22 protein-coding genes are annotated in these 25,310 nt (G+C 65.5%); 7 read left to right on the plus strand and 15 right to left on the minus strand.

What is annotated here, in order from left to right:
• Nucleotides 1–5 precede the first annotated feature (5 nt).
• The 4 genes from kduD (at nt 6) to OKW41_RS32145 (ending at nt 3,248) form a co-directional block, all read left to right on the plus strand.
• Nucleotides 6–776 carry a 2-dehydro-3-deoxy-D-gluconate 5-dehydrogenase KduD gene (gene kduD / locus OKW41_RS32130; protein WP_429575139.1) on the plus strand — a complete coding sequence of 257 codons (771 nt, stop codon included), beginning with the start codon at nt 6–8 and terminating at the stop codon, nt 774–776.
• Between the two features lie 99 nt (nt 777–875).
• Complete coding sequence (gene kdgR / locus OKW41_RS32135) at nt 876–1,814, plus strand: DNA-binding transcriptional regulator KdgR (RefSeq protein WP_429575140.1); 939 nt, start codon at nt 876–878, stop codon at nt 1,812–1,814.
• A 693-nt stretch (nt 1,815–2,507) separates the two neighbouring features.
• Nucleotides 2,508–2,924: a PXPV repeat protein gene (locus OKW41_RS32140; protein ID WP_429450118.1), complete on the plus strand. Its 417-nt coding sequence runs from the start codon at nt 2,508–2,510 to the stop codon at nt 2,922–2,924.
• A 75-nt stretch (nt 2,925–2,999) separates the two neighbouring features.
• The gene (locus OKW41_RS32145; RefSeq protein WP_429575141.1) at nt 3,000–3,248 is read left to right on the plus strand and encodes a hypothetical protein; all 249 of its coding nucleotides are present in this window, start codon (nt 3,000–3,002) and stop codon (nt 3,246–3,248) included.
• A 46-nt stretch (nt 3,249–3,294) separates the two neighbouring features.
• Here OKW41_RS32145 and OKW41_RS32150 read toward each other — a convergent pair whose 3' ends face one another.
• From OKW41_RS32150 to OKW41_RS32165, 4 genes are all read right to left on the minus strand, one after another.
• Nucleotides 3,295–4,677, minus strand: a complete 1,383-nt coding sequence (locus OKW41_RS32150; RefSeq protein WP_429450120.1) for an MFS transporter — start codon at nt 4,675–4,677, stop codon at nt 3,295–3,297.
• A gap of 171 nt (nt 4,678–4,848) precedes the next feature.
• Nucleotides 4,849–5,187 (minus strand): NIPSNAP family protein, encoded by a 339-nt coding sequence (locus OKW41_RS32155; protein WP_018417780.1) that lies wholly within the window; start codon nt 5,185–5,187, stop codon nt 4,849–4,851.
• Nucleotides 5,184–6,962: an FAD-dependent oxidoreductase gene (locus tag OKW41_RS32160; protein ID WP_429575142.1), complete on the minus strand. Its 1,779-nt coding sequence runs from the start codon at nt 6,960–6,962 to the stop codon at nt 5,184–5,186. Before OKW41_RS32160 ends, OKW41_RS32155 begins: the two co-directional genes overlap by 4 nt.
• A gap of 10 nt (nt 6,963–6,972) precedes the next feature.
• Nucleotides 6,973–7,854 carry an SDR family NAD(P)-dependent oxidoreductase gene (locus tag OKW41_RS32165; RefSeq protein WP_429575143.1) on the minus strand — a complete coding sequence of 294 codons (882 nt, stop codon included), beginning with the start codon at nt 7,852–7,854 and terminating at the stop codon, nt 6,973–6,975.
• 179 nt (nt 7,855–8,033) lie between these two features.
• Here OKW41_RS32165 and OKW41_RS32170 point away from each other — a divergent pair, with 179 nt between their 5' ends.
• Nucleotides 8,034–8,924, plus strand: a complete 891-nt coding sequence (locus OKW41_RS32170) for a helix-turn-helix domain-containing protein (protein WP_429575144.1) — start codon at nt 8,034–8,036, stop codon at nt 8,922–8,924.
• 35 nt (nt 8,925–8,959) lie between these two features.
• Here the strand turns inward: OKW41_RS32170 and OKW41_RS32175 are convergent, their stop codons facing one another.
• Both OKW41_RS32175 and ilvA read right to left on the minus strand, forming a co-directional pair.
• A complete protein-coding gene (locus OKW41_RS32175; RefSeq protein ID WP_429575145.1) occupies nt 8,960–10,150 on the minus strand; it encodes a 4-hydroxybenzoate 3-monooxygenase in 1,191 nt (396 codons plus the stop codon).
• A gap of 238 nt (nt 10,151–10,388) precedes the next feature.
• Entirely contained in the window at nt 10,389–11,945 is a 1,557-nt protein-coding gene (gene ilvA, locus OKW41_RS32180) for a threonine ammonia-lyase, biosynthetic (RefSeq protein WP_429576519.1), read from the minus strand.
• A gap of 129 nt (nt 11,946–12,074) precedes the next feature.
• On the opposite strand from ilvA, the gene OKW41_RS32185 reads away from it, so the two are divergent.
• A complete protein-coding gene (locus OKW41_RS32185; RefSeq protein ID WP_184022741.1) occupies nt 12,075–12,356 on the plus strand; it encodes a hypothetical protein in 282 nt (93 codons plus the stop codon).
• Here the strand turns inward: OKW41_RS32185 and OKW41_RS32190 are convergent.
• From OKW41_RS32190 to OKW41_RS32200, 3 genes are all read right to left on the minus strand, one after another.
• The gene (locus OKW41_RS32190) at nt 12,328–13,593 is read right to left on the minus strand and encodes a virulence factor family protein (protein ID WP_429575146.1); all 1,266 of its coding nucleotides are present in this window, start codon (nt 13,591–13,593) and stop codon (nt 12,328–12,330) included. The two genes, OKW41_RS32185 and OKW41_RS32190, sit on opposite strands and share 29 nt — an antisense overlap.
• Nucleotides 13,590–16,181 (minus strand): bifunctional lysylphosphatidylglycerol flippase/synthetase MprF, encoded by a 2,592-nt coding sequence (gene mprF, locus OKW41_RS32195; protein ID WP_429575147.1) that lies wholly within the window; start codon nt 16,179–16,181, stop codon nt 13,590–13,592. Before mprF ends, OKW41_RS32190 begins: the two co-directional genes overlap by 4 nt.
• A 446-nt stretch (nt 16,182–16,627) precedes the next feature.
• Complete coding sequence (locus OKW41_RS32200) at nt 16,628–16,771, minus strand: hypothetical protein (RefSeq protein WP_018417771.1); 144 nt, start codon at nt 16,769–16,771, stop codon at nt 16,628–16,630.
• Between the two features lie 230 nt (nt 16,772–17,001).
• Between OKW41_RS32200 and OKW41_RS32205 the strand changes: the two genes are divergently transcribed.
• Nucleotides 17,002–18,405 (plus strand): MFS transporter, encoded by a 1,404-nt coding sequence (locus OKW41_RS32205; protein WP_429576520.1) that lies wholly within the window; start codon nt 17,002–17,004, stop codon nt 18,403–18,405.
• A gap of 52 nt (nt 18,406–18,457) precedes the next feature.
• Here OKW41_RS32205 and OKW41_RS32210 read toward each other — a convergent pair whose 3' ends face one another.
• The 6 genes from OKW41_RS32210 to OKW41_RS32235 all read right to left on the minus strand — a co-directional run bounded on the left by OKW41_RS32210 (nt 18,458) and on the right by OKW41_RS32235 (nt 25,188).
• A complete protein-coding gene (locus tag OKW41_RS32210) occupies nt 18,458–18,952 on the minus strand; it encodes a DUF421 domain-containing protein (RefSeq protein WP_429575148.1) in 495 nt (164 codons plus the stop codon).
• Between the two features lie 89 nt (nt 18,953–19,041).
• Nucleotides 19,042–19,707 (minus strand): glycosyltransferase, encoded by a 666-nt coding sequence (locus OKW41_RS32215; RefSeq protein WP_429575149.1) that lies wholly within the window; start codon nt 19,705–19,707, stop codon nt 19,042–19,044.
• The gene (locus OKW41_RS32220; RefSeq protein WP_429450138.1) at nt 19,704–20,309 is read right to left on the minus strand and encodes an SAM-dependent methyltransferase; all 606 of its coding nucleotides are present in this window, start codon (nt 20,307–20,309) and stop codon (nt 19,704–19,706) included. The genes OKW41_RS32215 and OKW41_RS32220 overlap by 4 nt, the downstream gene beginning before the upstream one ends.
• Before the next feature lie 33 nt (nt 20,310–20,342).
• Nucleotides 20,343–21,539 carry an acyl-CoA dehydrogenase gene (locus OKW41_RS32225; RefSeq protein ID WP_429575150.1) on the minus strand — a complete coding sequence of 399 codons (1,197 nt, stop codon included), beginning with the start codon at nt 21,537–21,539 and terminating at the stop codon, nt 20,343–20,345.
• A gap of 117 nt (nt 21,540–21,656) precedes the next feature.
• Complete coding sequence (locus OKW41_RS32230; RefSeq protein ID WP_429575151.1) at nt 21,657–23,630, minus strand: hybrid sensor histidine kinase/response regulator; 1,974 nt, start codon at nt 23,628–23,630, stop codon at nt 21,657–21,659.
• Between the two features lie 499 nt (nt 23,631–24,129).
• Nucleotides 24,130–25,188: an NAD(P)/FAD-dependent oxidoreductase gene (locus OKW41_RS32235; RefSeq protein WP_429450143.1), complete on the minus strand. Its 1,059-nt coding sequence runs from the start codon at nt 25,186–25,188 to the stop codon at nt 24,130–24,132.
• Nucleotides 25,189–25,310: the final 122 nt, after the last annotated feature.

Below are 25,310 nucleotides of genomic sequence, written 5' to 3' on the forward strand. Positions count from 1 at the left end.
CGAACATGAGTCCGAACACAGTGAACACTTTCGATCTGACCGGCAAGGTCGCCATCGTGACCGGCAGCAACACCGGCCTCGGCGCCGGCATGGCCGTCGCGCTCGCCGCGGCCGGCTGCGACATCGTCGGCGTCAGTCGCGCGGACGCGGGCACGACTGCCGCGCGCGTCGAGGCGCTCGGGCGCCGCTTCGCCGACGTGCGCGCCGATCTCGCGTCGACCTTTTCGGTCGACGACATCGTGCGCGCCGCGCTCGAAGCGTTCGGCCGCATCGACGTGCTCGTCAATAACGCAGGCATCATCCGTCGCGAAGACGCGCTCGAGTTTGGCGAAGACGACTGGGACGCGGTCATGGACGTGAATCTCAAGAGCCTGTTCTTCCTGTCGCAGGCCGCGGCGCGTCAGTTCGTGCGCCAGCAAAGCGGCGGCAAGATCATCAACGTCGCGTCGATGTTGTCGTTCCAGGGCGGCATCCGCGTCGCGTCGTACACCGCGTCGAAAAGTGGCGTGCTCGGTCTGACGCGACTGCTCGCGAACGAATGGGCCGCGCGACGCATCAACGTGAACGCGATCGCGCCCGGCTATATGGCGACCGCGAACACCGCGGCGTTGCGCGACGACGCGCAGCGCAACGAGCAGATACTCGGCCGCATTCCGGCCGGCCGCTGGGGCGTGCCCGACGATCTCGCGGGGCCGGTGGTTTTTCTCGCCTCGTCGGCGTCGGACTACGTGCATGGGCATACACTGGCGGTGGATGGCGGCTGGCTCGCGCGCTAGGGACGGCACAAGCTCGCCACGAGTGCGCGCGACGCGCTATGCTCTCGCGCCGCTGAGCATCGACTCGATGCCGCAGCGGCGAGTTGGCACAGACAGGGAATGACGGACATGGCGGCAACGGGAACACACAGGAATACTGCGAGGAACACTGCGCGCGACAAGACGCTCGACAAGGCGCTCGATAAGACCCGCGGCAAAGCCCGCAAGGAACCCGCCGGCGCAGCGTCGCTCGATGCGGACAGCGGTGAGCGCGGCGAATCGGCGTCGTCGATCGGGCGCGTGTTCGCGATTCTCGGCGCGATCGGCGACACCGGACAGATCGGCATCAGCGAGCTGTCGCAGCGGCTCGGCATGTCGAAGACGACCGTGCATCGTGTGATCCAAACACTGAAGGCGCTCGGCTATGTGACCCAGGAAGTCGAAACCGAGCGCTATCGGCTGACGATCCGTCTGTTCGAGCTCGGCGCGAAAGCGCTCGAAAGCGTCGATCTGGTGCGCGAGGCCGACATCGAGATGCGCCGCATCGGCCAGATGACGCGCGAAGCGGTACACCTGGGCGCGTTCGACGACGACGCGATCATCTACATCCACAAGATCGACGCCGACTACGGGCTGCGCATGCAGTCGCGGATCGGCCGGCGCAATCCGCTGCATAGCACGGCGATCGGCAAGGTGCTGCTCGCATGGATGGACCCGGCCGACGCGCGTGACGTGCTCTCGCACATCGAATTTCGCAAGTCGACGCAAAAGACCTTGACCTGCGCCGAAGCGGTGTTGAGCATCCTGCCGCGCGTACGCGAGCAGGGCTACGGCGAGGACAACGAGGAGCAGGAAGAAGGCCTGCAATGCATCGCGGTGCCCGTGTTCGACCGCTTCGGCCGTGTGATCGCCGGTCTGTCGATTTCGTTTCCGACGATGCGCTGCGGTGCCGACACGAAGCAGCATTACGTCGCGTTGCTCAAAGAGACCGGTCTCGCGATTTCGACGCGGCTCGGCTATCGCGAAGCGACCGCCCCGGAGCCCGCGGCCGCGCAGTAGGTTGCGCGCGCGCGATGCGTATTTACCGATCCCACCGAAGCTTAAGGCAAGCTGATGACGCTACAGGTGTAGCGTCGTTCCATCACGCTCGCCCGAGCGCACTACCGAACTTCTTACCCAGTCTGCAACCGAATGTATCTGCGCCGCATACATAAGCCAAAATTTGATGCGCTTCTTTTTTCAGCAACCGAGGCGCCGAACCTTCGCTTCGAATCCATACTTCGTCTGCCTTTGAATGCGGTTTTTTTCATAGACCCTTCAAGGGTTTGACCGCGCGCTTGACAGTCGCCCGGCACTTCGACCCGTAACCCACGGCGCCTTCCCTCCTCGTTCATCGCACTCGCATCGACGTTTCGGCGCGAGCTCGGATCGACACGTCCTGTTACACACAAACACACCGGTAATCGCGCCGCTCAGTAGAGTTCGGTTCAAACGAAAGCGGATCAGATGAAATGCTTCGCACGACAGGCACTCGCATCACAGATTTCAGGGAGCAACATCATGAAAAAAATCCTCGCATTGGTCATTCTTGCCGCCACGCTCGGTGGCGCGTTGAGCGGCTGCATCGTCGTCCCTGGCGATCATCCGCATCATGACCACTACTACGAACGTTATTGATCGGGCCATCACGCGCAGTAGGTGCGCGTCCGGCTCGCCACTTCATCACAGACATCCACACAACAGAGAACAATCATGAGTCTTTCACGCAACCGCTGGGTATCGTTGACCGTCGTCGCGGGTCTCGCGATCGGCGCATCGACGGCCGCTTTCGCGCACGTCGATGTCGGCGTGAATATCGGCGTGCCGGGCATCGCGGTCGCGCCCGCCGTGGTCGAGGCTCCGCCGCCCGTCTACGTGCAGCCCGCGCCCGTCTATGTGCAGCCCGCGCCCGTCTATGCGCCTGCGCCGCCTCCCGCGGTCATAGTCGCTCCGGGCTGGTACGGCGAACGCTACTACGATGGTCATCGCTATTGGGAGCGTCGCCAGTGGGAGCGGCGCGAGTGGGAACATCGCCACGACGAATGGCGCGATGCACGCGGCCCGCACGGCGACTGGCACGACAACGGCTGGCACGGTCATGGTCATGACGATCGCGAGCATGACCATTGATAGACGGCAGGTGGCGTCCATCGCGCCACCGTGTCGCGCTTGCATTCGCGCCACCCCTTTGACAGGAGCGACGACGTGCTACGCAATGATCCGAGACGAGTAACCGCGCAGGTCGACGGCGCGCAGATTTGCGCCGAATACAGCGAGCTGACCGGCCAGCTGTGCCTGCGCCAGGACGGCACGCTGGTGCGCGAATGGTTTCCACCGCATTCATGGATGGCGATCGCGTCGGTGGCCGGCGCGCGCCACTGGGGCACGCGGCCAACCGACGACGAATTGCTCGCGCTGCTGCACAACGAAATGGCGTTGCTGCGCGCGTCCTGAGTCGTCGCGCGTCTTTCGAGACGTAGCGGCACGCCCGACGCCGCGCTCATTCGATCGCTATGGCGCCGACGTTTTCATCGACCGATGCGTGATCGAGCGGCTCGCGCCGCATCATCAATACCACCCCGCCCGCCGCGATCACGGCCGGCACCGCGAGGAGGCTGAACACGGCGCCGAACTGCCAGCCGAGCTCCATCAACGCCGCACCGACGAGCGCGCCCGTCACGCCGCCGACACGGCCGATTCCCAGCATCCACGCCACGCCCGTCGCGCGCGCCCGGGTCGGATAGAAGCTTGCCGCGAGCGCCGACATCGACGTGACCGCGCTGGTCGCGACCGTGCCGGTCAGGAAGATCAGCGTCCCGAGCCAGACCTGATGGCCGACGCCCCGCCCGACCAGCAACACGAGCGCGCCGACGAGGACATAGGTGAACGCGATCACGCGATGCCCGGCGAAGCGATCCATCACCCAGCCGACGCACAGATTGCCGAGGATGCCCCCGAGCGGAAACAGCGACGTCATCAACGCGGCCTTTTCACCGGAGAAGCCGGTGTCCTTGAACAGCGTCGGCAGCCAGTTGGTCAGCAGATAGTAAATCAGTAGCCCCATGAAATAGGCGAGCCACAGCATCAGCGTGCCGAAGCGGTAGCGCGTCGACAGGATGATCGCGAGCGCCCATTGCGAACGCGCGTCGCCGGTATTGCGGCGCACGTCGACCGCAAAAAAACGGCATCCGTCGAAGCGGTCGTGGGGCGCGATGCGTTGCAGGATTCGCGCGATCCGTTGATCGGCGCGCTTACGCACCGCGAGAAATTGCGCCGATTCCGGCAGAAACAGTATCAGCATCACGCTCAGAACGAGCGGACCGGCGCCGCCGGCGACCAGCACGCTCGGCCAGCCGAAATGCGGAATCAACCATGCGGATGCGAGACCGCCGATCGCGAGACCGCCTGAAAAGCCGCAGAACATCGCATTGACGGCGACCGCGCGAATCCGCGCGGGTGCGTACTCGGACATCAGCGTGACCGCGTTGGGCATCGCCGCGCCGAGACCGAGACCGGTGAAAAAGCGCAGCAAGGTCAGCGATTCGATCGAGCTCGCGCGGGCCGCCGCGAGACTCCACAGCCCGAAGAAGAACACCGACAGCACTAGCACCGTCTTGCGTCCGATGCGGTCCGCGCAGGGGCCGGCCGCGAGCGCGCCGATGCCGAGTCCCACCAGCGCCGCGCTCATCACCGGGCCGAGCGCGCTGCGCGCGATGCCCCACTGCTGCACGAGCGACGGCGCGATGAAGCCGACCGCGGCGGTGTCGAAACCGTCGGCGGCGACGACCAGAAAGCACAGCACCAGAATCGTCCATTGAAACGGCGAAAAGCGCTGTCCGTCGACAAAGGCCTGCACGTCTACACTGCGTTCGGAGCGGCTCATGTGCGTGCTCCTTTCAGCTGGTTCATTGCGATGTCTCCTTGAGATGAAGCGGTGTTTTCTTATTGTTCGAATTGCTGTTCAACACGCGGTCGCCGCGACGGTGGTCGCGACCGTGCTTGCGAGCGTCGCGCTGTCCGTTCGTTCATGCCTGTCTCCTCCTCGAACGGGCGGCTAGCGCAGCATCGTCAGCGTCCTGAAGTCGACTCGCCTGATGATGCGGCTCTCCTGCGCGACGATCAGATGCGCGGACGCCTGCAGATAAGCGGGCCACTCCGGATCGGCGTCGCGCGCGGTGCGGCGCTGGTCGTAGTCGCCGATGCTCTCGTAGCCCCACAGATGCACGACCTGGTTCAGCGCGCCGATATCGCTCATGTAAAAGCCGACTGGCGCGCCCAGATACTTGAGCTGAATCGGCATCGCGAGCCGGTCGAAAACGTCGATGAACTCCGCCATGCCGCGCGGACGGATCGTGTAGATGCGATGATCGACGAAAGGTTTGCCCTGGCTCATGTGCCGGTCCTCAATACGGTTTCGGCTGCGCGGGGGTCCGCGTTGCTTGCGCTCTTCGCGCTTTTCACACTCGCGCCCGCGAGATGACGGCCAGTGATATAGCCGAACGTCATGATCGGCCCGAGCGTGATACCCGCGCCCGGATAGTTGCCGCCCATCACGCTCGCGCGATCGTTGCCGACCGCGTACAGGCCGGCGATCGGTGCGCCTTTCACGTCGAGCACTTCGCCGGTCACGTTCGTCGAGATGCCGTCGAAGGTGCCGAGATCGCCCATCACGACCTTCAGCGCGTAGTACGGACCGTCGCCGATCGGCGCGACGCACGGGTTCGGCTGGTGCTCCGGGTCCCCCAGATAGCGATTGAACGACGTCGTGCCGCGGCCGAATTCGCGATCTTCGCCACGCGCCGCGTCGGCGTTGTAGCGCTTCACGGTCGCCTCGAGCGCCGTGCCGGCGAGACCCGCGTTGCGCGCGAGTTCCGCGAGCGTGCGGCCCTTGCTCAGATAGCCGTTGCGCAGCAGCGGGCCGAGCGGCACGGGCGCCGGCTTCGCATAACCGAGCCCGTATTTGCGGATCGTCGCGTGATCGCAGATCAGCCACATCGCGGTTTCGCGTTCGTTTGCGCAGGCCTCGATCATCGCGGCACCCACGTCGTGATACGAATTCGCTTCGTTGGTGAAGCGCTTGCCCGCGCGCGTCACGCCGATCACGCCAGGCTTGTAGCGATCCACCAGATGCGGAAACACACCGACGCTGCCGTCGCTCATCGGCACGCGCGACACCGGCATCCATGCGGCGGGCTGCGGATAACGGATCGTCACCTGCGCACCGAGACGTTCGGCCATGCCGATGCCGTCGCCCGTATTGCCGCGCGGCACCGGTGACAGGTGTTCGCCGCCGCGCCGCAGATGCGGATACGCGCGGGCGATCCGTGCGACGTCACGCGAGAAGCCGCCGCACGCGAGCACGACGCCGCGTCGCGCGACGATGCGCATCTCGCCTTGCGGTCCGGCGACGAGCGCGCCGGTCACGCTGCCGTTCGCCACGGTCAGCTCGCGAGCGGCCGTGTTCGTATGGATCGGAATGCCGAGATCGAGCGCGGACTTCGCGAGCCGCGCGGCGAGCGCGTTACCGCTCGTGATCTGCACGCCGCGCCGGTACAGCGCAAGGTCCTTCAGATGGCTCGCGAGGCGCTTCGCGACGTAAAGCGCGGAGGTGAGCGAACGCGTCGCATTGAAGAAGTGCTTCAGGTCCGCGTTCGACGAGTTGAACATCATGCCGATGAACGTGATCGTCTTCAGCGGCGGGCGCAATCGCGAGATGTCATGGCCCAGCGCGCGCGCATCGAACGGCGCGGCGACGACCGAGCGGCCAATGTCGACACCGCCGCCCACGTTCGGGTGATAGTCGGGATACAGCGTCGGCACGAATTTGACGGTGGTTTCGCGCTCGAAGAAGTCGAGCATCTCAGGGCCCGTGTCGAGAAACGCGTCGACGGCGGCGGCATCGAAGCACGCGCCGGTTTCGCTGCGCATATAGGTCAGCGCCGCTTCGCGCGTATCGCTGACGCCGTTGCTCTTTGCGTGACGGTTGCCCGGAATCCACAGCACACCGCCTGAAAACGCGGTCGTGCCGCCGAAGAACGGCTCCTTCTCGATCACGACGACATCGAGACCGTGTTTGCGCGCGGTGATCGCGGTCGACAGCCCTCCCGCACCCGAACCGATCACGAGCACGTCGCACGTGAGTGTCGCGCCGCGTGTTGCGTTGGTCATGATGGTCTCCTTACGCGCGGACCTGGCGGTCGGCCTGGGTGGCCTGCGCGGCCTGGTTGGCTTCGAAGCCGGGACGCGGCACGAGGTCCATCAGCATGCTTTCGAAGCCACCATCGACGACGACTTCGGCACCGTTCACATAGGCCGCGCGTTCGCTCGCGAGAAACGCGACGACATCGGCGATATCGTTCGGCTCGCCGATCCGGCGGCTCGCCGTCATCGCGCTGCGCCGGCGTTCGATATCGCCGTGCTCGTAGAACGCCGCCGACAGCAGCGTGCGGATCATGCCCGGGCACACGGTATTGCTGCGAATGCCGCGTGGTCCCCACTCCGCCGCGATCTGCTTCGACAGCATCGTGACACCGGCCTTGCCCGCGCTGTAAGCGCCGCTATAGGTCTGCGGATGATGCGCGGCCACCGACGCGACATGCACGATAGCGCCAGCGCCGCGCTTCAGCATGCGTTGACCGAATTGCTGCGAGCACAGCATGTAGCCGGTCAGATTCACGCGCAGCATCGCATTCCATGCATCGAGTCCAATCTCTTCGATGCCCCCCGGGCGCAACAGGCCCGCGTTGTTCACGAGCACATCGGCGACGCCGAGGCGCGCTTCGACCTCCGACACCGCGCCGCGCACGCTATCGATGTCGCCGATATCGCAGGCGAGCGCCAGCGCTTCGACACCGCTCGCGTTCAGCGCTTGCGCGACGTCACGGCACTTTTGCTCATCGCGATCGAGCAGCGCCGCGCGTGCGCCAGCGTCGCCCAACACCTGAGCAATCGCGCTGCCGATGCCGCCCGCCGCGCCGCTCACGACGCAGACGCTGCCTTCGAGCCCGAGCCAGTGTCGCGCGTTGGCGGGTGTGTCGCGCCGATCTTCCCGTTGATTCATTTGCTTAGTCCTCCCGATCTCCATGTTCACGATCGCGGCGAGCTTAGGTTGGCCGGCTTCACCAGACTGCGTCATTCGACCGCGTCTTCGATGGAAAAAAGTATAGCCACGCGGTTCCGGACGAAATTGGACAAAGGCAGCACATCGCAGGACAATTCGAACATTGGAGACAAAACCGCATGAGGAATATCCCTAACTACGATCTGTACGGAGAGTCCGCGCGGCCGCCGTGGTACGACGCGTTCAATTTCGAATGGATCGTCGAGCGCAGTCGTCCGAACGACTGGCATATCGCCGCGCACCGGCACGATGCATTGCTGCAGATTCTCTATATCCGCAGCGGTTCGGGCCACGTGCTGATCGAAAGCGAAAAGCTCACGATCGAAGCGCCATGCCTGATCCTGATTCCAGCGCAAACGGTGCACGGTTTCGTGTTTTCGCCGGAGATCGACGGGCTCGTGATTACGGCCGCGCAGCGCGCGCTGGAGTCGATTTCGAAAGCGGTGTCGCCGGGCCTCGTGCCGGTGCTGCAACGGCCCGCGCTGATTCCCGTGCGGCCCTCGGTCGGCGAGCGCACGTTGATGCCCTTGTTCGGTTTGCTGGAGCAGGAATTTCGCGACAGCGCGCGCGGCCATATCGCCGCGGGCATGTCGCTGATGGTTGCACTTTTTGTGCAGGTCGCCCGGCTGACCGATGCCGCCTCGAGCGCGGGCGCGACCGTCAATGACCGGCGCGCCGCGCAGATCAAACGGCTACGCGAACTGATCGCCACGCATGTGCGCGAGCATCTGCCAATCGATTTTTATGCGGAAAAATTGGGGGTGACCGCAGCGCAACTGGGGCGCATCTGTCGTGAGGAGCTTGGCCATTCGCCGCTGTCGCTCGTCAACGATCAGTTGATACGCGAGGCGCAGCGCGATCTGGTCTACTCGGGTTCGAGCATCAAACAGATCGCGCATGCGCTCGGTTTCGAAGATGCGGCCTATTTCAGCCGCTATTTCCGCAAGCGGACCGGCGTCACGCCCAAGGAGTTTCAGGCGGCCGCGCATCGGGATCTGTCGATCAATTAGCGATCCCGATGATCGCGCGGTGCTTGCAGTAGCGCTTACAGCTGCGCCTGCATCTGCGCGCCGGCGACGCCGACGTAGTTCTCCGCCAGTACTGTCGCGGCCGTGCGAGACGTCGTCACGTACTCGAGCTCGGCAACCTGCAGTTGCTGCTCGAACGCCGAAGCGCCTTCGATACGATGCAGCATGCTGGTCATCCAGTACGAGAAGTGCTCGGCGCGCCAGATGCGCTTGAGCGCGGTTTCGCTGTAACGGTCGAGCAGATCGGCGCGGTTTTCCTTGTAGAACGCGTCGAGCGCCTTGCTGAGCACGTTCACGTCGGCGACCGCGAGGTTCATGCCCTTCGCGCCAGTCGGCGGCACGATATGCGCAGCGTCGCCAGCGAGGAAAAGGCGGCCGTATTGCATCGTCGTCGACACGAAGCTGCGCATGCCGACGATGTTCTTCTGAAAGATCTTGCCGTCGATGATCTTGTGGCCTTCGTCCGAATCAGCGCGCGCATGCAGCTCGGCCCAGATGCGATCGTCGGACCAGTTGTCGACCGAGTCCTTAGGATCGCACTGGAAATACATGCGCTGCACGTTCGGCGAGCGCGTGCTGATCAGCGCGAAGCCGCGCTCGTGGCGCGCGTAGATCAGCTCGTCCGACGACGGCGGGCCTTCGCACAGAATGCCGAACCAGCCAAACGGATAGACGCGCTCGAAATCCTTGCGCAGCGTCTGCGGGATCGCCTGGCGCGACACGCCTTGCGAGCCGTCGCAGCCGATCACGAAGTCGCATTGCAGTTCGTGCTCCGCGCCTTCGTGGCGATAGCGGATCGACGGCTTATCGGTATCGATGCCGTGCACCGACGTCTCCGATACGCCGAAACGCAGTTCGGCGACCGCGGCGACGCGCGCCGCGACTAGATCCTTGATAACTTCGTGCTGGGCATAAACCGTGATCGCATGACCGGTGAGGCTGGTCAGATCGATGCGGCGACGCTTGCCTTCGAACGCGAGTTCGAAACCGTGATGCAGCGCGCCTTCGGCTTTCATGCGTTCGCCGAGACCGGTTTGCGTCAGCAGGTCCATCGTGCCCTGCTCGAGCACGCCGGCGCGAATCGTCGATTCGATCTGATCGCGCGTGCGCGTTTCGAGCACGACCGAGTCGATACCGCGCAAATGAAGCAGATGGGAAAGAAGCAGGCCAGCGGGCCCTGCACCGATGATGCCGACTTGGGTGCGCATGTATGTCTCCTGAATGCGGTGATGAAATTTGCGCTCAGTGTGACGATCGCTACGCCTATCCCGCAATGCGATATGGCGGATAGGCCGTATCGCGTTGCGCGATAGAAGGTGTAAGGCGGGAGCCAGCGCCGCGCGGCTGTTTCGGCCGAAAACGCAAGACTGGCGGGGTTTTCCGGCGATTTGGACGACACGCGGCTCGTGCTGCGGCATGGCGTGCCCTCAGGTAAACCCCGATCCGCTAAACGAGCTTCAACTCGCCAAGAAACAGTCGATAGACGGGATTTTTACTCTCTTCCCAGCACGGATAGCCGAGCGTTTCGATGAAGCGCTCGAACGCCGCGTGGTCGCTCCCGGGCACCTGAATGCCGACCAGAATCGAGCTGTAGTCCGCCCCCTGGTTGCGGTAGTGGAACAGGCTGATGTTCCAGTTCGGCGCCATCGACGACAGGAATTTCATCAGCGCGCCCGGACGTTCCGGAAACTCGAAGCGAAACAGTCGTTCGTCGCGCGCGAGCGGCGAGCGGCCGCCGACCATGTAGCGGATGTGCTGCTTCGACAGTTCGTCGAAGGTCAGGTCGACGGTGGCAAAACCGTGCGCTTCGAAGGTGCCGGCGATCTGCGCCGATTCGCTGCGATTGCGGATCTGCACGCCGACGAAAATATGCGCCGAGTTCGCGTCGGCGATCCGGTAGTTGAACTCGGTGACGCTGCGCGTGCCGAGCAGCTCGCAGAAGCGCTTGAAGCTGCCGCGCTCTTCGGGAATCGTCACCGCGAAGACCGCTTCGCGCGCTTCGCCCACTTCCGCGCGTTCGGCGACGAAGCGCATGCGGTCGAAGTTCATGTTCGCGCCCGACGTGATCGCGATCAGCGTCTGGTTCTCGATGCCTTCCCGTTCGGCATACTGCTTGGCGCCGGCCACCGCGAGCGAGCCCGCGGGTTCGAGCACGCTGCGCGTGTCCTGGAACACGTCCTTGATCGCGGCGCACAGCGCATCGGTGTTCACGAGCAGCACTTCGTCGAGATATTCGCGGCACAGACGGAAGGTTTCTTCGCCGACGAGCTTCACCGCGGTGCCGTCGGAGAACAGGCCCACTTCGTTCAGCGTCACGCGCTCGCCCGCCTTCAACGATGCGGCCATCGCGCATGAATCGTCGGTCTGCACGCCGATCACCTTGATCTCGGGGCGTACCGATTTCACGTATGCGGCGACACCGGCCGCGAGACCGCCGCCGCCGATCGGCACGAAGATCGCGTGAATCGGCCCCTGGTGCTGGCTGAGGATTTCCATCGCGACGGTGCCCTGGCCGGCGATCACGTAGGGGTCATCAAACGGATGCACGAAAGTCAGGCCGCGCTCTTCCTGCAGCTTGACCGCGTGACCATAGGCGTCGCTATACGACTCACCGAACTGCACGATCTCGACGGTCGGCCCGCCATGCGTGCGGATCGCGTCGACCTTGAGCTGCGGCGTCGTCACCGGCACGACGATGATCGCCTTCACGCCCATGCGTGCCGCCGATAACGCCACGCCCTGCGCATGATTGCCCGCCGACGCGGTGATCACGCCGCGACTGAGCGCCTCGGCCGGAATATGCGCCATCTTGTTGTATGCGCCGCGCAGCTTGAACGAGAACACCGGCTGGTTGTCCTCGCGCTTCAGATAGACCGGGTTGCGCAGCCGCGCCGACAGGTTCGGCGCGCGTTCGAGTTCGGTCTCGCGCGCCACGTCGTAGACGCGCGCGGTCAGGGTCTTTTTCAGGTAGTCGTGAGACGGCGACGCGCCCGGCCGCTGCAGCGGCCTGTTCGAGTTCGTTTAACAGCACGGCAAGCTCCTGGGTGGCAACATTCGATGCAACAACGCATCAACGGCGATCGACATCAAACGATAGCAATCGCGGCATGTTCGCCAGGAGGCAGGCAGAGAATGAACCTGAAAGCGGACATAAAAAAACCCGCCTCGTTTGGCGGGTTATGTGTGACTGCAAGTCGACGCGCGCTAACCCACCATTCGATGAATGATGCTAATAATCAGCGCAATACGGATGTCGAGGCAGTTCATGTCGGCGATCTTCGTCGACTCGGCAAGCTTTGTCAATCTCCGCGCAGTGCGGCAGTGCCACACAAGAAAAACGGGGCGCACCGGCAAGCGCGCCCCGCTGAGACGACCAACACCGACATCAATCGCGCACGCCGCTCTGCTTTTTGAATGCCGCGAGAATGCGTTGCTCGAGCGCGTTGTAATCGCGGCCAAAGTGATGATCGCCGCTCGTGCGGATGACTTCGACACCGGTCTTGTCGAGCGCCGGACACAGCGTGTCGGTCTCGCTCTCGCCATAGAAGCATTGAACGATCGACGGCGGCACATGCGTCAACTCGGGGCGCACGTTCAGCGCCTTGTCGCTCGCGGGCATGCCGAGCCAGCCGCCGACGCGGACCTGGAAATCGGCGTCGGACGCGAAGCCGAGCAGCGAAATCAGCGACACCATATCGCGCTGCGCCTGCGGCAGACGGTTATATGCGAACGGCATCACGTCGGCGCCGAACGAATAGCCGATCAGCGCGATATGCTGCGCGTGCCAGCGCTCGCCATAGGTTTGCATCACCCGCGCGAGATCGCGGCTCGTTTGCGCGGGCGGCTTCTCGCTCCAGAAATAACGCAGGCTGTCCCAGCCGACCACCGACACGCCATCTTTCTGCAGTGCCTGCGCGATCGTCTTGTCGAGATCGCGCCAGCCGCCATCGCCGGAAATCACGATCGCCATCAAGCCGTTCGGATGCGCGGCCGGCAATTCGATCAGCGGCAGGTCGGACACGTCGTCGGCGCTGATCGAGACCGGCTGCAGATGCGGCGTCAGCAATGCAACGAGACGCGCGCGATCGGCATTTCCCGTGCTCGCCCTTTCGACGAAGCCCGGCACCTTGTCGCGAATCACGGTCGGGTCCGGCGGACACGGCTCGAAGCGCGCGTCGAGCGTGTGATCGGCGTCGACCGACACCGCGCCCGCGATCGTATTGGACGGCGCCTGCTCGAGCACGTGCATCGCGAGCGTCGCGCCCTGCCCCGTACCCGCGACGATCGGCGCGAAGTAGCGGCTCGACTCCGATTGCCGTTCGAGCTGATGGCTCAGCGCCTCCGCATCGCCTACCAGCTGATGACAGGTTTCCTTTTTCGCGGCGAGGTTGGCCGCGTAGTGCGCGGTATCGACGCCGACCGTCATCGCGCCCGCTTTCGCGAGCGCATCGGCGCTCTGCTGATCGGCTGCGCTCCAGCCGCTTGCCTGGGAATACAGCACGACGAAGCCGCGCAGCGGCCCCTCGGGCTGCGTCACGCGCACGTCGCCATAGCGGCCGCCGGGCACGGTGGTGGTGGCCGCGTGCGCGAGCGCGCCGCAACTCAGAACGCTCGCCGCGATGGCGAGCCGGAACAACGGATGCAATGTCATGAACGCCGGCCTCCTGCCAGCAGCGACAGGTCCGCGAGCGTGAAGAACACGCCCGAACCGGATGCCGCGAGATAACGCGGCTCCCAGCGCGGCTGGAACTTGCTCTTGAAAGCACGCAGTCCGCGGAAATTGTAGAAGCGGCCGCCGAAGCGCCACACGATGCCGGCCAGCCGATGCCAGCGCGACGCGAGCGGCGTCGGCTGCACGCCGGAGAGCGGCGCAATGCCGAGACTGAGCGAGCGGAAGCCCGCCTGTTTCAGATGCAGCGCGAGCTGCGTGAACAGATATTCCATCGCATACGGCGACGCGCTTTCGACGTGACGCATCACGCCGACGGTCGCCTCGGTATTCATATCGGTCGTCATGAAGGTCACGAATGCGACCGGCTCGCCGTTCTGGCGCACCAGCATCACCGACTGCGCGGCCAGGTATTCGTCATGGAAAGCCGCGACCGAGAAGCTCTTCTCGCGCGCGTCGCGGCTGTCGAGCCAACCGTCGGAAATGCCGCGCAGCGTTTCGAGCGAGGCCGGCACATGGGCCTGATCGATCACTTCGACGCTAAAGCCGTCGCGCTCGCCGCGCTTGAGCGCATAGCGCAGATGCGCGCGATGAGAGCCCTTCAGATCGAAGTCGTCGAGCACGACGTGCGCTTCCTCGCCGAGCTTCATCAGCGTGAGGCCAGCGTCGAGATACAGCGGCAGCGCATTCGCGCGCACCTGGTAGAACGCGGCGCGACCGCCATGTGCATGCGCGAGCGCGACGAACTTGCTGATGAGACCCGCCCACTCTTCGCGCGGCCCCACCGGATCGTGCAACGCGGCCCACGTGCGGCCGTTTTTCGCGTACATCAGGAACGCCTCGCGCGACTCCGAAAACAGGAAGCTCTTGTCGCCCATCAACGCGAGACCGGCATCGCTGCGTTCCTGCGCGCGCACGATGCGCGCGGCGTCGTGCAGATCTTCGGGCGCCGGCTTCACGAAGCGACCCGGCGCCGGACGCAGCAATTGCCAGAACGAGAAGGTCGCGGCGAACACGCTCGCGGCGAGCGTCGCGCGCAGCGCGCGCGGCGCGCGCTCGTCGAACGCGAATTGCCACCACAGATCGCGCGTGTACGGCACGTCACGGAAAGCGAACAGCATGACCCACGTCGCGAGCATCAGCACCATCGCGACCGACACGAGCCAGACGGCCGTGAAACGCTCCGCGAACAGCGACGAATGACGGTTGAAGCGCTTGCGCGTCGCGAGCAGCAGCACGATCAGCATGCCGAGCACACCGGCTTCGACGAACGCGAGACCCTTGGTCAGCGACAGCGCGAGGCTCAGCAACGCGAGCGCGAGCGTCATCCACCATGCAGCATCGAGCCGCCGCAGCAGGCCGCGCGCGACGAACAGCAGCAGCACGCCGAGCACGCTGCATAGCATCTGCGAGCTTTCGAGCACCCACAGCGGCACCAGGTCGCGCAGCATATGAATGCGTTGCCAGAACGCCGGCGTCGCGCTCGAAATGACCAGCATGCCGCCGACCACGAACGTGACGAGGCTCAGAAACAGCGGCGCGAGTTCCGACACGCGCTCCGCCTGCAACATCGACAGACGATTCTTCAGCGCGCGCCCCTCGAAGCCCGCGAGCAGCGCCGCGGAGACGATCAGCGGCACGCCGAAATAGATCGCGCGATACGCGAGCAGCGCGGCGACCATCTGATGCATCGGCACGCTGCCGCTCAGCGTGAACACCATCGCCGCTTCGAACACGCCGACGCCGCCGGGCGTATGGCCAATCAGGCCGAGCAGCATCGCGGCCGCGTAGACGGTGATGAAGCCGACGAAGCTCACGTTCGCATGCGGCAGCAATGCCCACAACGCGAGGCCTGCGGCGACCACGTCGAGCACCGCCAGCGCAACCTGCGCGAGCAGATCGCGGCGCGCGGGAATATCGAACGAGAGCCACTGCCAGCGCGTGCGGATCGGCCGGGTTTGCCGACGGCACGCGGCCGCGGCGAGCGCCAGCGCGAGCAGCAGCGCAGCGCCGCTCCAGCGCAGCGCGACTGGCGACAGATGCAGCATCGGCGCGAGCTGGCCCGCCATGCAGACCATGCCCAGCGCGGTCATCAAGACGAGGGCGAGCGCGAGCGACACGCTCGTAAACACCGTCATGCGGCCGATCTGCGCGGGCGTGATGTTCGCGACGCCGTACACGCGCGCGCGCACCGCTCCGCCCGTCAGCGCGCCGAAACCGGTCGCATTGCCGAGCGCCGAACCGGCCGTCGCGCCGACCCACAGCGCCGCGCGCGGCACGCTCGCGCCGAGGTAGCGCAGGCCGACCGCGTCGCGCCCGACCAACGCGACGTAGCTGAGCGCGGTCGCGCCGAGCGCACCGATCCACTCGCGCGCCGACAGCTGGCGCAGTTCGCGGATCACCGAACGGTAATTCACTGCCTCGGACAGATGCTGCAGCACGACCAGCAGCAACCCGCAAATGACGAGCGCGAGCACGGGCGACAGAAGGCCCCGGCTGCCAAGCGCTTTCGATGCACGGCCGAGCAGCGCCGGGAGGCGCTCGAAGCTGTGTTGAAGTCGGTGGAACATGGTCAATGCGGGCCTTGCGAGGAGCGGTCGCGGCGACGGGTCGTCACGCGCGGTATCGCCTGTGGCGGCGATTACAAAGTGATAACGGCAAAACGTGCAAAAGGTTGACAGCATTAGCAATTTTGCCGTCAGTTCACTTGCGCGTCGCGCGTCAAAAGCGCGCGATTGTAAGGCTTCCTCGCGTGATGCGAGGCATCGGGCCGGCGCAACCGCGGCATCAAGATCACGGCTGGGCGTGCCGTAATCGGGAGCGGAAGCACGTATCAGGAAGGGAAACGGCGATGGCAGCTCGGAATTGGCTGACGGCGGGCGTCTATCTGGTGGGACTGGGGAGCCGACTCGCTGAACGTGCTCCGCCTGACGGGGCCAGAAAGCACAATGCCCGCTACTCGAGCGGGCATTGACACGACAGTCGGGCTTGCGGGGCCCGCGCGGGAAACTCGCGCTTAGTTCGGGCGCCGGTACGCTTCGGCGATCACTGCGCAGTTTTGCAGATGCAGGTTCAGCGCATGCAGCGCCAGCGCGCGCAGCTTGCCGAAGAACGTGTTGGCAGCGGGGGTGGAACGGACGACATTCGATGCGGTGTTCATGGCGGCTCCTTATTAAGGGTTTCTACCTAAGCAATAACCCGATTATAGCGACTTCGTGCCGCAGCGCAACAAAAACAATATTTTTTGGCGACTCGCGACGCCAACGTAGCGCACCGGATACCGAAAATTCGTAAAGGGGCCGCATCGATCGTGCAGGTATTAACAATCCGCACCGTACAGGTGCAATAATGACCCCTTTGCCTGCGACGCTTCGCCGCAGGCTCGCCGATATGACCGTCGCCCAGACCCAAAAAGCTCTGATTGCGCCTCTTATCGTCGCGTGCGCGATGTTCATGGAAAGCGTCGACGCCAACGTGATCGTCACCGCGCTGCCGGCCATGGCACGCGATTTCGGGCGCGATCCGGTCACGCTGAAGATCGCGGTGACAAGCTACGTGCTCGGGCTCGGCGTGTTCATCCCGGTATGCGGCTGGCTCGCCGACAAGTTCGGCGCGCGCACGGTATTCCGCACCGCGATCGGCATCTTCGTGACGGGTTCGCTGTTATGCGCCGCGTCGAACTCGCTTGCCACTTTCACGGTTGCGCGTTTCATCCAGGGCGTCGGCGGCGCGATGATGGTGCCCGTCGGGCGGATCATCATCTTTCGCGTGGTGGAGAAAGCCGACTTCATCCGCGCGATGAATTACCTGAGCGTGCCCGCAATGCTCGGCCCCGCCGCCGGTCCGCTGCTCGGCGGCTTCATCACCACGTATCTGCACTGGCGGCTGATCTTCTTCATCAACGTGCCGATCGGCATTCTCGGCATCTATCTGACCAATCGCTATATCGCCAATACGCGCGAGCCCGACCCCGGCCCGCTCGACTGGATCGGCTTCCTGCTGTCGGCGGCGGGCGCGGTGCTGCTGTTGCTCGGCTTGTCGCTGGTCGGCGGCGAACTGATTTCGAATACGGACGCATTCGGTATGTGCGCGCTCGGCGCGGTGCTGCTCGCGATCTACGTCGCGTATGCGCAGCGCGTCGCACTGCCGCTTCTGGATTTGCGTTTTTTCAAGGTGCCGACTTTCCAGGCGAGCGTGCTCGGCGGCTCGCTATTTCGCATCGGTCTCGGCGCGTTGCCGTTCCTGCTGCCGCTGCTGCTGCAGGAAGGCCACGGCATGAGCGCGTTCCAATCGGGGCTGATCACCTGCGCGTCCGCGTTCGGCGGCATGTTCATGCGCACGATCGCCTCCACGGTGCTGCGCCGCTTCGGCTTTCGCCAGGTGCTCGTGTTCAACGCCGCGCTATCGGGCATTTCGATCGCCGCGTGCGGGCTGTTTTTCCCGCACACGCCGACGTGGATCATCTGGATCGTCGTGTTGCTCGGCGGCTTCTTCCCCGCGTTGCAGTTCACGAGCCTCAATTCGCTGACCTACGCGGAGATCGCGAGCCGCGACGTCGGCCGTGCGACGAGCCTCGGCAGCGTCGTGCAGCAGATGTCGCTCGGCCTCGGCGTGACGGTCGGCGGCATCGTGCTGCAGATTTCGCGCGCGCTGCATGGGCACCCGAGCATCACCTGGTCGGATTTCTGGCCCGCGTTTCTCGTGGTCGGGCTATGCTCGTTCGCGTCGATTCCGGTCACGCTGCGCCTGCCGCGCGGCGCGGGCGCGGAGATTTCGCGAGGCGGGCGCGGCTGAGCCGGCTGCCGTGTCCCCGCGCGAGCGCCCCGCTCTTCACGGGTTCGGGCGCTCACGCGCGCTTGCGAATCACGCTCACTTCGCCATTGCGTTCGAGAATCGCGGCGGCCACGTCGTCCATCGAGAGCGAGCCGGTTTTCTGCCGCACGCTTTCCTCGATGTCGGTGCGCGTGACGAGCGCCGCGTGCATTTCGTTCGCGTGGAACTTGCCGTCGCTGAACACCTCGCGCTCGGCGCCGCCCACCAGCAGCTCGAAGCGGCGCGAGCGTATGAACGCCCACGCGAGCACCCGGTGACACACGACGATCGCGAACGACGCGACCACGGTCGCGATAAACGGCGACGCACCGACGATCGCGCGGCTCAGCGTCGCGCCGAGCAGAATCACGACGACCGAATCGAACGGCGAGCGCTGCCCGAATGAACGGCGCCCCGATACACGGATCAGCGCGAGCGCGATCACGAACACGGCGATCGAGCGCATACCCATCTGCAACGGATCGAGCTCCCTGCCTTGGCCGAATAGAACGAAAAACGCGTCCATCATGTTCGTCCTCCCCGCGGCGTATTGCCGTGCGAATGTTCTGGTGTCCGGATAGTTGCGAGCGAGACGAGCCCGCGACGCATCGCCGTCGCTCAGGCCAGCGCGCCATCCGTCGCCCATGAGATGAGCGTATCGCCGAAACCGCCGCGCACGCGGGCCACGCTGCGCGCGCTCGTGGTCACGCGCGGCGCGGCGCTCCACGCGATGCGCGCGCCAGTCGCGATCAGGCGATCGACGAGCGCGGCATCCTCGCTGCACTTGAGCGGCGGAAAGCCGCCCGCGCGCCGATAGGCGTCCGCGGAAACGCCGAGATTCGCGCCGTGCACATGACGATGTCCGTCGGCGTCGACATACGTCTTGCGAAAATATTCGCGCACGCTGTGCGGATGCGCGCTCCAGTCGTCGACGGCGATCGAGCCGCACACCGCATCGGCGCCGAGCGCCAGTTGCGCGGCCAGCCAACCGGGCGACACGCGGCTGTCGGCATCGGTAAACGCCAGCCAGCGCGCGCCGTGCGCGAGCAGCAGCGATGCGCCGAGCGCTCGCGCGATCCCGACGTTGCGCGCCTTCAGCGTCAGCGTCTGCACGCCGTAAGCGCGCGCGATCGCTCCGCTGAAATCGCTGCACGCGTCGAGCGCAACGACGATCCGCACCTGCTCGCCGGCGAGCGCTTCGTGTCGCGACGCTTCGAGCAAGGCCGCGAGGCACCGTGCGAGCAACGCCTCTTCGTTATGCGCCGGAACGATCACGCCGATCATAGAAGCCCCTCGCGCTGCGCGACCGAACGTGCGTCGCGCGACCACACGTCGATCAGCAAGTCGGCTTCGTCGTGATGCGCGAGACGCGCGAGACCGCAGCGCGCATCGAATAGCGCGTGCGCATGGTCGGCGGATTCGCGCGCTTCGGCGAACGGCCGGCGCCAATGACAGGCGAGCAGCGTGCCGTCCGGCGTCAGCGACCCGGCGATGCGCGCGGCCAGCGTTTCGAGCTCGGCCGCGTCGAGGTAGTACGCGAACTCGCTGATCACGATCAGATCGAACGGCCCGTGCTCCGTCGGCCAGTCGCGCGGCACCCTGCGCTGCTCGATCCGCACGTTCGATGCGCCCGCCACGCGTTCACACGCAAGCTCGACGGCGCGCGCGTGCAGATCGGCGGCGAGCAGCGCGTCGCAGCGCGTCGCGAGCCCGGCCGTCAACTCGCCGTTCGCGCAGCCCGGCTCGAACGCGTTGCGATAGCGCGCCCGCGGCAGCAGCGCGAGCGTCAGCGAACGCTTGCGGCGTTCGTACCAGCCTTCGCGCAAACGCCACGGATCGTCGCTGTGTCGGTAGAGTTCATCGAAGTACAGCACCGTCGAGCTCATCTCAGCGATCCTCCCAAGGCTGGGGGAAAAAAGTCATAGCGTCCACGGCGCGAGTGTTTGCGAAGACGCCTGATGCGATGCCGGCGCGTCAGTCGTGTCACCGGCCTCGACGAGCCGTTCGCCGAGCGCTGCGAGGTCGCGTTCCGCGTGGCTCTGCCGCAGAAACACCGGCAGGTCGGCAAGCGCCCGCGCGAAGCGCGCGTCGCGGCACAACGGGCCCGCGCCGAGCGCGCGTGTCGCGTGTTCGATCACGGCGCTCGCGGCCTGCTCGACGGCCAGACGCGCGCGCAACACGCGCGTCGCTGCATCGGCCGACGGCTGCGCGTCGATCCACGCGGCGGTTTCGCGCAGCAGCGCGGCGGCCGACTGCAAGGCGACATCGGTGGCACCGAGATGAGCCAGCCGATGCGCGTCCGCGTGCCGGGCGCACGCGTCGCGCAGCGTGCGCGCGATTTGCGCGGCCGCGCCGTACCAGCACGCGGCGATACCGGCGCCGCCATGCCAGAAGCCCGCGCGGCGCAGATACGCATGCGGCGCGCCGACGAGCGTCGCCACGGTTTCTTTGAACGTGACATCCGCGCTCGCGGTCGCCTGCATGCCGACGGCCTGCCACTTCGATGTATCGATCGAGATCGAGCTCCGGTCCAGCGCGAGCGCCGCGAGCACGGGCTCGTCGTCGCGCCATGCGGTCACGAGCGCATGGGTGAGCACCTGCGCACCGGAGCACCAGGCTTTGGTGCCGGACAGGCGCACCTGCGCGCCCTCGCCGGCAACGCTCTGGATTCCTTCGTCGATGGCGCGCACCCGCGCGTGCGGCGCCTCGGCGGCCCACACGCCCCAGCGGCTTGCCGCGGGCGGCAGCGGACCATTGAGTTCGGCGAGAATCGCAAGCGCATCGGTATGGCCTTCGAACAGTTTGACGAGGCCGAGGTCGCATGCGGCGACGGCGGCCAGCGCGCGCCAGCGCACCAGCGTCTCCCCATGCCCCGGCCATGGCAAGGTCGGCGCGCGATCGTAGCCGCGCTCGATCAGATCAGCGAGCAGTGCTCCGAGGGCAGCGGGATCGTTCACATCGAAACGCGCGTCGCGCAGAAAATCGTCGAGCGAGATAGCGGGCTTGCCGGGCTGCGGCGCGCGGGCGCTCGCGCGTAGTGCGCGGCCACCGTGTTGATTTGAGACCTGCCTTGACTGGGCCTTGAAGCTGGCCGCGTGGTCGCGCATGTCGAGCATCGTGCCTCCCTGCACCGGTTCGATCCACGGCCCGCCGAGCGGCGGACCGGAACGTATGCAGAGTGGCAGCAAACACCGTGCCCCGGCTGGCGAGACAGCCGCGCAGCGAAAAAGCGGCTACGTCCCGCCGCTTCCGCTCAGACGTCCATCCGCCTTCGCGAGCAACGCGTCGAGGACCGCCATCTCGACCGGCTTCACGAGGTGCGCATGGAAACCCGCGTGGCGAGTTCGATCGAGATCGCTCGCATGGCCGAAACCCGTCATCGCGGCGTACATCGTGCGCGACATCCCGGGCAGCGCGCGCATCGCCGCGAGCGTCGCATAGCCATCCATCTTCGGCATCGCGAGGTCGATCAGCGCGAGATGCGGCGAGAAGCGCGGCGCGAACTGCAGCGCCTGCTCGCCCTCGTAGGCGATACGCACCTCGTGGCCCTTCAGTTCGAGCAGCATCGCGAGGCTGTCGGCCGAATCGCGATTGTCGTCGACGAGGAGAATGCGCAGCGGCTGCACGTGGGGCTCGGCATCGATCGTGCCGCTCTCCGCGGTGTCGGACTGCGCGGAGGCGAGCGGCAGACTCAGCGTGAACGTGCTGCCGAGTCCCAGTCCTTCGCTGCTCCCGACGATGCTGCCACCATGCATTTCGACGAGCGACTTGCACAGCGTCAGGCCGATCCCAAGGCCGCCCTCGCCGAAACTTTGCCCTTCCTTCTCCTGCGCGAACAGTTCGAAGATCTTGTCGAGCGAGCGCACCGGAATGCCGCAGCCGGGGTCGCGCACTTCGAGCACCGCCATACGAAAGTCGACACGTCCCTGCATCTCGATCGCGCTGCCGTTCGGCGAAAACTTCGACGCGTTGTGCAGCAGGTTTTGCAGGACCTGCACGAGCCTCGTCATGTCGCCGCGAATCATCACGGGGGCGTCGGGTACATGCGCGACCACGCGCTGCTCGCGCGAGTCGGTGAACGGCCGCGCCGCTTCGATCGCGCGCGCGACGAGCTCGGCGAGATCGACGCGCGCAATACGCAGTTCGACCTTGTCGGACATGATGCGGCCGATATCGAGCAGATCGTCGACGAGTCGCGTCAGGTGCGTGACCTGGCGATCGATCAGATCGCGCGCCCGCGCGACCACCGGGCTCAGATCGGTTTCCATCTGCATCGTGCCGACCGCGTTGCGCACCGGCGCGAGCGGATTGCGCAGTTCGTGCGCGAGCGTCGCGAGAAATTCGCGCATGCGCTCCCCGGAGCGCTCCAGTTCCTCGCGCCGGCGCCGCTCGGTCAAATCGCGCGTGACCTTGGCGAAGCCGCGCAAGCGTCGCGATTCGTCATAGACGGCCGTGATGATCACGTTGGCCCAGAACGTCGAACCGTCCTTGCGCATGCGCCAGCCTTCGTCTTCGACGGCGCCGATCTGGCGCGCGATCGCCAGCTCGCGCGCGGGCTTGCCGGCCGCGGCCTCCTCGGGCACATAGAACTGCGAGAAGTGCCGGCCGACGATTTCGTCGTGCGTATAGCCCTTGATGCGCGCGGCGCCCGAATTCCAGCTGACGACGAAGCCTTGCGGATCGAGCATGAAGATCGCGTAGTCCTTCACGCTATCGACGAGCAGACGGAAGCGCTCCTCGCTCTGGCGCAGCGCTTCGAGGTATTCGCGCTGCGCGGTCAGGTCGCGCGTGATTTTCGCGAAGCCCGTGACCTCGCCCTTCTCGTTGCGTATCGCGGTGATCACGACGTTCGCCCAGAACATCGTGCCGTCCTTGCGCACGCGCCAGCCTTCATCTTCGAAACGGCCGGTCAGCGCCGCTTGTTCCAGCTCGTAGGTCGGCCAGCCGCGCGCAACGGCTTCCTCGGTATAGAAGCGCGAGAAATGCTGGCCGACGATCTCGCTCTGCGCATAGCCCTTCAACTTCTGCGCGCCGGCATTCCAGCTGACGATGTTGCCTTTCGCATCGAGCAGAAAGATCGCGTAGTCCGAAATCGCCTGCACGAGCGACAAATAATCGACGCCGACGGGCGCTGACGGCGCGGCCTCGGCCTGCACTCGAGCGCGCTCGGCGTGGTCGTGGGAAGTAGAAGCATCGAGCTGGGTCATGGCGGACACGTCATTGGAATTTTCGTTTTAAGCAAACCTCGCGCCTGGCCGGCGGCGAAGCCGTCGCGCAAGCGGTTGCGCGGTCCACGGAGGGGCCGGGATGCGTCGCCAAGGGCGCTCGCGCGCCGGCTGATAAGGCGCCAAGCTTATAACGGCGAGCCTCGCGATAGCTAGCGGGTCATGACGGAAAACGTCGCCGCGCCGCGGTTTTGGCTTTCCGTTTTGGCCTTCGTTGGCAAAAACAGGCGTGTCAATTGAAAAAGGTATTCACGACGCGGCGGGCTGCGCGATTGGCCACCATGAGGCTAGCAAGAAAGACAAGGCCGCGAGCGCCGCGGCCGCTGCGAGTCGACCCGCTGGAAAATACTGCCTGCCGCGAGGAACACGAGCAGATAACGGAGGGCCGACCGTCGCGTGATGCCAACGGCCGGCCCGGCTCGACATCGTTGAGAATCGGCACGCGTCGCGAATCGAAACTGCTGCTGCGCGGGCGCGCCCGTCAAGCCGCCGCGCCGATCTTTTCCGCGAGCTTCGCGTCGTAGCTCGAATGAACATGCACGCGTTTCTTGTCGGGATACGCGTAAGCGTACGCCTTGCGCAGCGCGAGCGACGCCTCGTGAAAGCCCGACAGGATCAGCTTCTGCTTGTTCGGATAGTTCGCGATGTCGCCGACGGCGAAAATGCCCGGCCGCGAGCTTTCGTAGTTCGAAGTATCAACGTCGACGCGGCCGCCATGAATCGTCAGTCCCCATTGCGCGATCGGTCCGAGATCGGCGACGAGTCCATACAGCGCGATCAGATGTTCGGCTTCGAGCTGTGTCTCGCCGTCGATCTGCCGCAGCGTGAGCGAACGCAGCGCGCCGTCTTTCACATCGAGCGCCGCGATCCCGCCGACGACGAAGTCCATTTCGCCAGCGTCGACCGCGCGCCGCATCAGCTCGACGCTCGAATCGGCCGCGCTGAAGCCGGCGCGCCGATGCACGAGGGTCACGCGCCGCGCGACCTTGCGTAGTGCCAGCGCCCAGTCGAGCGCCGAATCGCCACCGCCCGCGACGACCACGATTTTGTCGGCGAAATCGGCGAGGCGCGGCACGCTGTAGTGCACGTGGCGCTTTTCCAGCGACTCGGCCTCGGGGAGCGTGAGCTTTTGCGGGACGAACGCGCCGTTACCGGCGGCGAGCAGGATCGCCGCGACATCGAACACGAGGCCGCGCTGCGTGCGCACGGTCCAGCGTCCGTCGTCGCGCTGCTCGACCGTGTCGACGCGCTGTTCCAGATGAATCGGCACATCGAACGGCTTGCACTGCGCGACCAGTCGCTCGACCAGTTCGCGCGCGGTGCACGACGGAATCGCGGGGATATCGTAGATCGGCTTGTCGGGATACAGCTCGATGCATTGGCCGCCGACCCGTCCGAGTATGTCGACGATCTGACAGGTGAGGCCGATCACGCCGGCCTCGAATGCCGCGAACAGAGCCACGGGACCGGCGCCGACGATCAGGACATCGGTGCGGATCGGCGAGGTGGGCACAGCGGACGGATCGGTGGCAACGGTCATGGGGCAGGTCTCCGGATCACGGTGAAAGGCGCAATGGAAGCGTCGATGACCCACCATACCGAATCGGCCCGCACGCGGCAACGATGCCATCGTCGACGGTAAGGGTGCTAGGCGTGCCCGTT

Source organism: Paraburkholderia sp. UCT70, from assembly GCF_050434085.1.
Lineage (GTDB): Bacteria > Pseudomonadota > Gammaproteobacteria > Burkholderiales > Burkholderiaceae > Paraburkholderia > Paraburkholderia tuberum.

Excerpts from the sequence above, each read along its gene's own strand:
- kduD (WP_429575139.1), top strand. The coding sequence starts at position 6 with ATGAGTCCGAACACAGTGAACACTTTCGATCTGACCGGCAAGGTCGCC.
- kdgR (WP_429575140.1), top strand. The coding sequence starts at position 876 with ATGACGGACATGGCGGCAACGGGAACACACAGGAATACTGCGAGGAAC.
- OKW41_RS32140 (WP_429450118.1), top strand. The coding sequence starts at position 2,508 with ATGAGTCTTTCACGCAACCGCTGGGTATCGTTGACCGTCGTCGCGGGT.
- OKW41_RS32150 (WP_429450120.1), bottom strand. The coding sequence starts at position 4,677 with ATGAGCCGCTCCGAACGCAGTGTAGACGTGCAGGCCTTTGTCGACGGA.
- OKW41_RS32155 (WP_018417780.1), bottom strand. The coding sequence starts at position 5,187 with ATGAGCCAGGGCAAACCTTTCGTCGATCATCGCATCTACACGATCCGT.
- OKW41_RS32160 (WP_429575142.1), bottom strand. The coding sequence starts at position 6,962 with ATGACCAACGCAACACGCGGCGCGACACTCACGTGCGACGTGCTCGTG.
- OKW41_RS32165 (WP_429575143.1), bottom strand. The coding sequence starts at position 7,854 with ATGAATCAACGGGAAGATCGGCGCGACACACCCGCCAACGCGCGACAC.
- OKW41_RS32170 (WP_429575144.1), top strand. The coding sequence starts at position 8,034 with ATGAGGAATATCCCTAACTACGATCTGTACGGAGAGTCCGCGCGGCCG.
- OKW41_RS32175 (WP_429575145.1), bottom strand. The coding sequence starts at position 10,150 with ATGCGCACCCAAGTCGGCATCATCGGTGCAGGGCCCGCTGGCCTGCTT.
- OKW41_RS32185 (WP_184022741.1), top strand. The coding sequence starts at position 12,075 with ATGAACCTGAAAGCGGACATAAAAAAACCCGCCTCGTTTGGCGGGTTA.
- OKW41_RS32190 (WP_429575146.1), bottom strand. The coding sequence starts at position 13,593 with ATGACATTGCATCCGTTGTTCCGGCTCGCCATCGCGGCGAGCGTTCTG.
- mprF (WP_429575147.1), bottom strand. The coding sequence starts at position 16,181 with ATGTTCCACCGACTTCAACACAGCTTCGAGCGCCTCCCGGCGCTGCTC.
- OKW41_RS32200 (WP_018417771.1), bottom strand. The coding sequence starts at position 16,771 with ATGAACACCGCATCGAATGTCGTCCGTTCCACCCCCGCTGCCAACACG.
- OKW41_RS32205 (WP_429576520.1), top strand. The coding sequence starts at position 17,002 with ATGACCGTCGCCCAGACCCAAAAAGCTCTGATTGCGCCTCTTATCGTC.
- OKW41_RS32210 (WP_429575148.1), bottom strand. The coding sequence starts at position 18,952 with ATGATGGACGCGTTTTTCGTTCTATTCGGCCAAGGCAGGGAGCTCGAT.
- OKW41_RS32215 (WP_429575149.1), bottom strand. The coding sequence starts at position 19,707 with ATGATCGGCGTGATCGTTCCGGCGCATAACGAAGAGGCGTTGCTCGCA.
- OKW41_RS32220 (WP_429450138.1), bottom strand. The coding sequence starts at position 20,309 with ATGAGCTCGACGGTGCTGTACTTCGATGAACTCTACCGACACAGCGAC.
- OKW41_RS32225 (WP_429575150.1), bottom strand. The coding sequence starts at position 21,539 with ATGCTCGACATGCGCGACCACGCGGCCAGCTTCAAGGCCCAGTCAAGG.
- OKW41_RS32230 (WP_429575151.1), bottom strand. The coding sequence starts at position 23,630 with ATGACCCAGCTCGATGCTTCTACTTCCCACGACCACGCCGAGCGCGCT.
- OKW41_RS32235 (WP_429450143.1), bottom strand. The coding sequence starts at position 25,188 with ATGACCGTTGCCACCGATCCGTCCGCTGTGCCCACCTCGCCGATCCGC.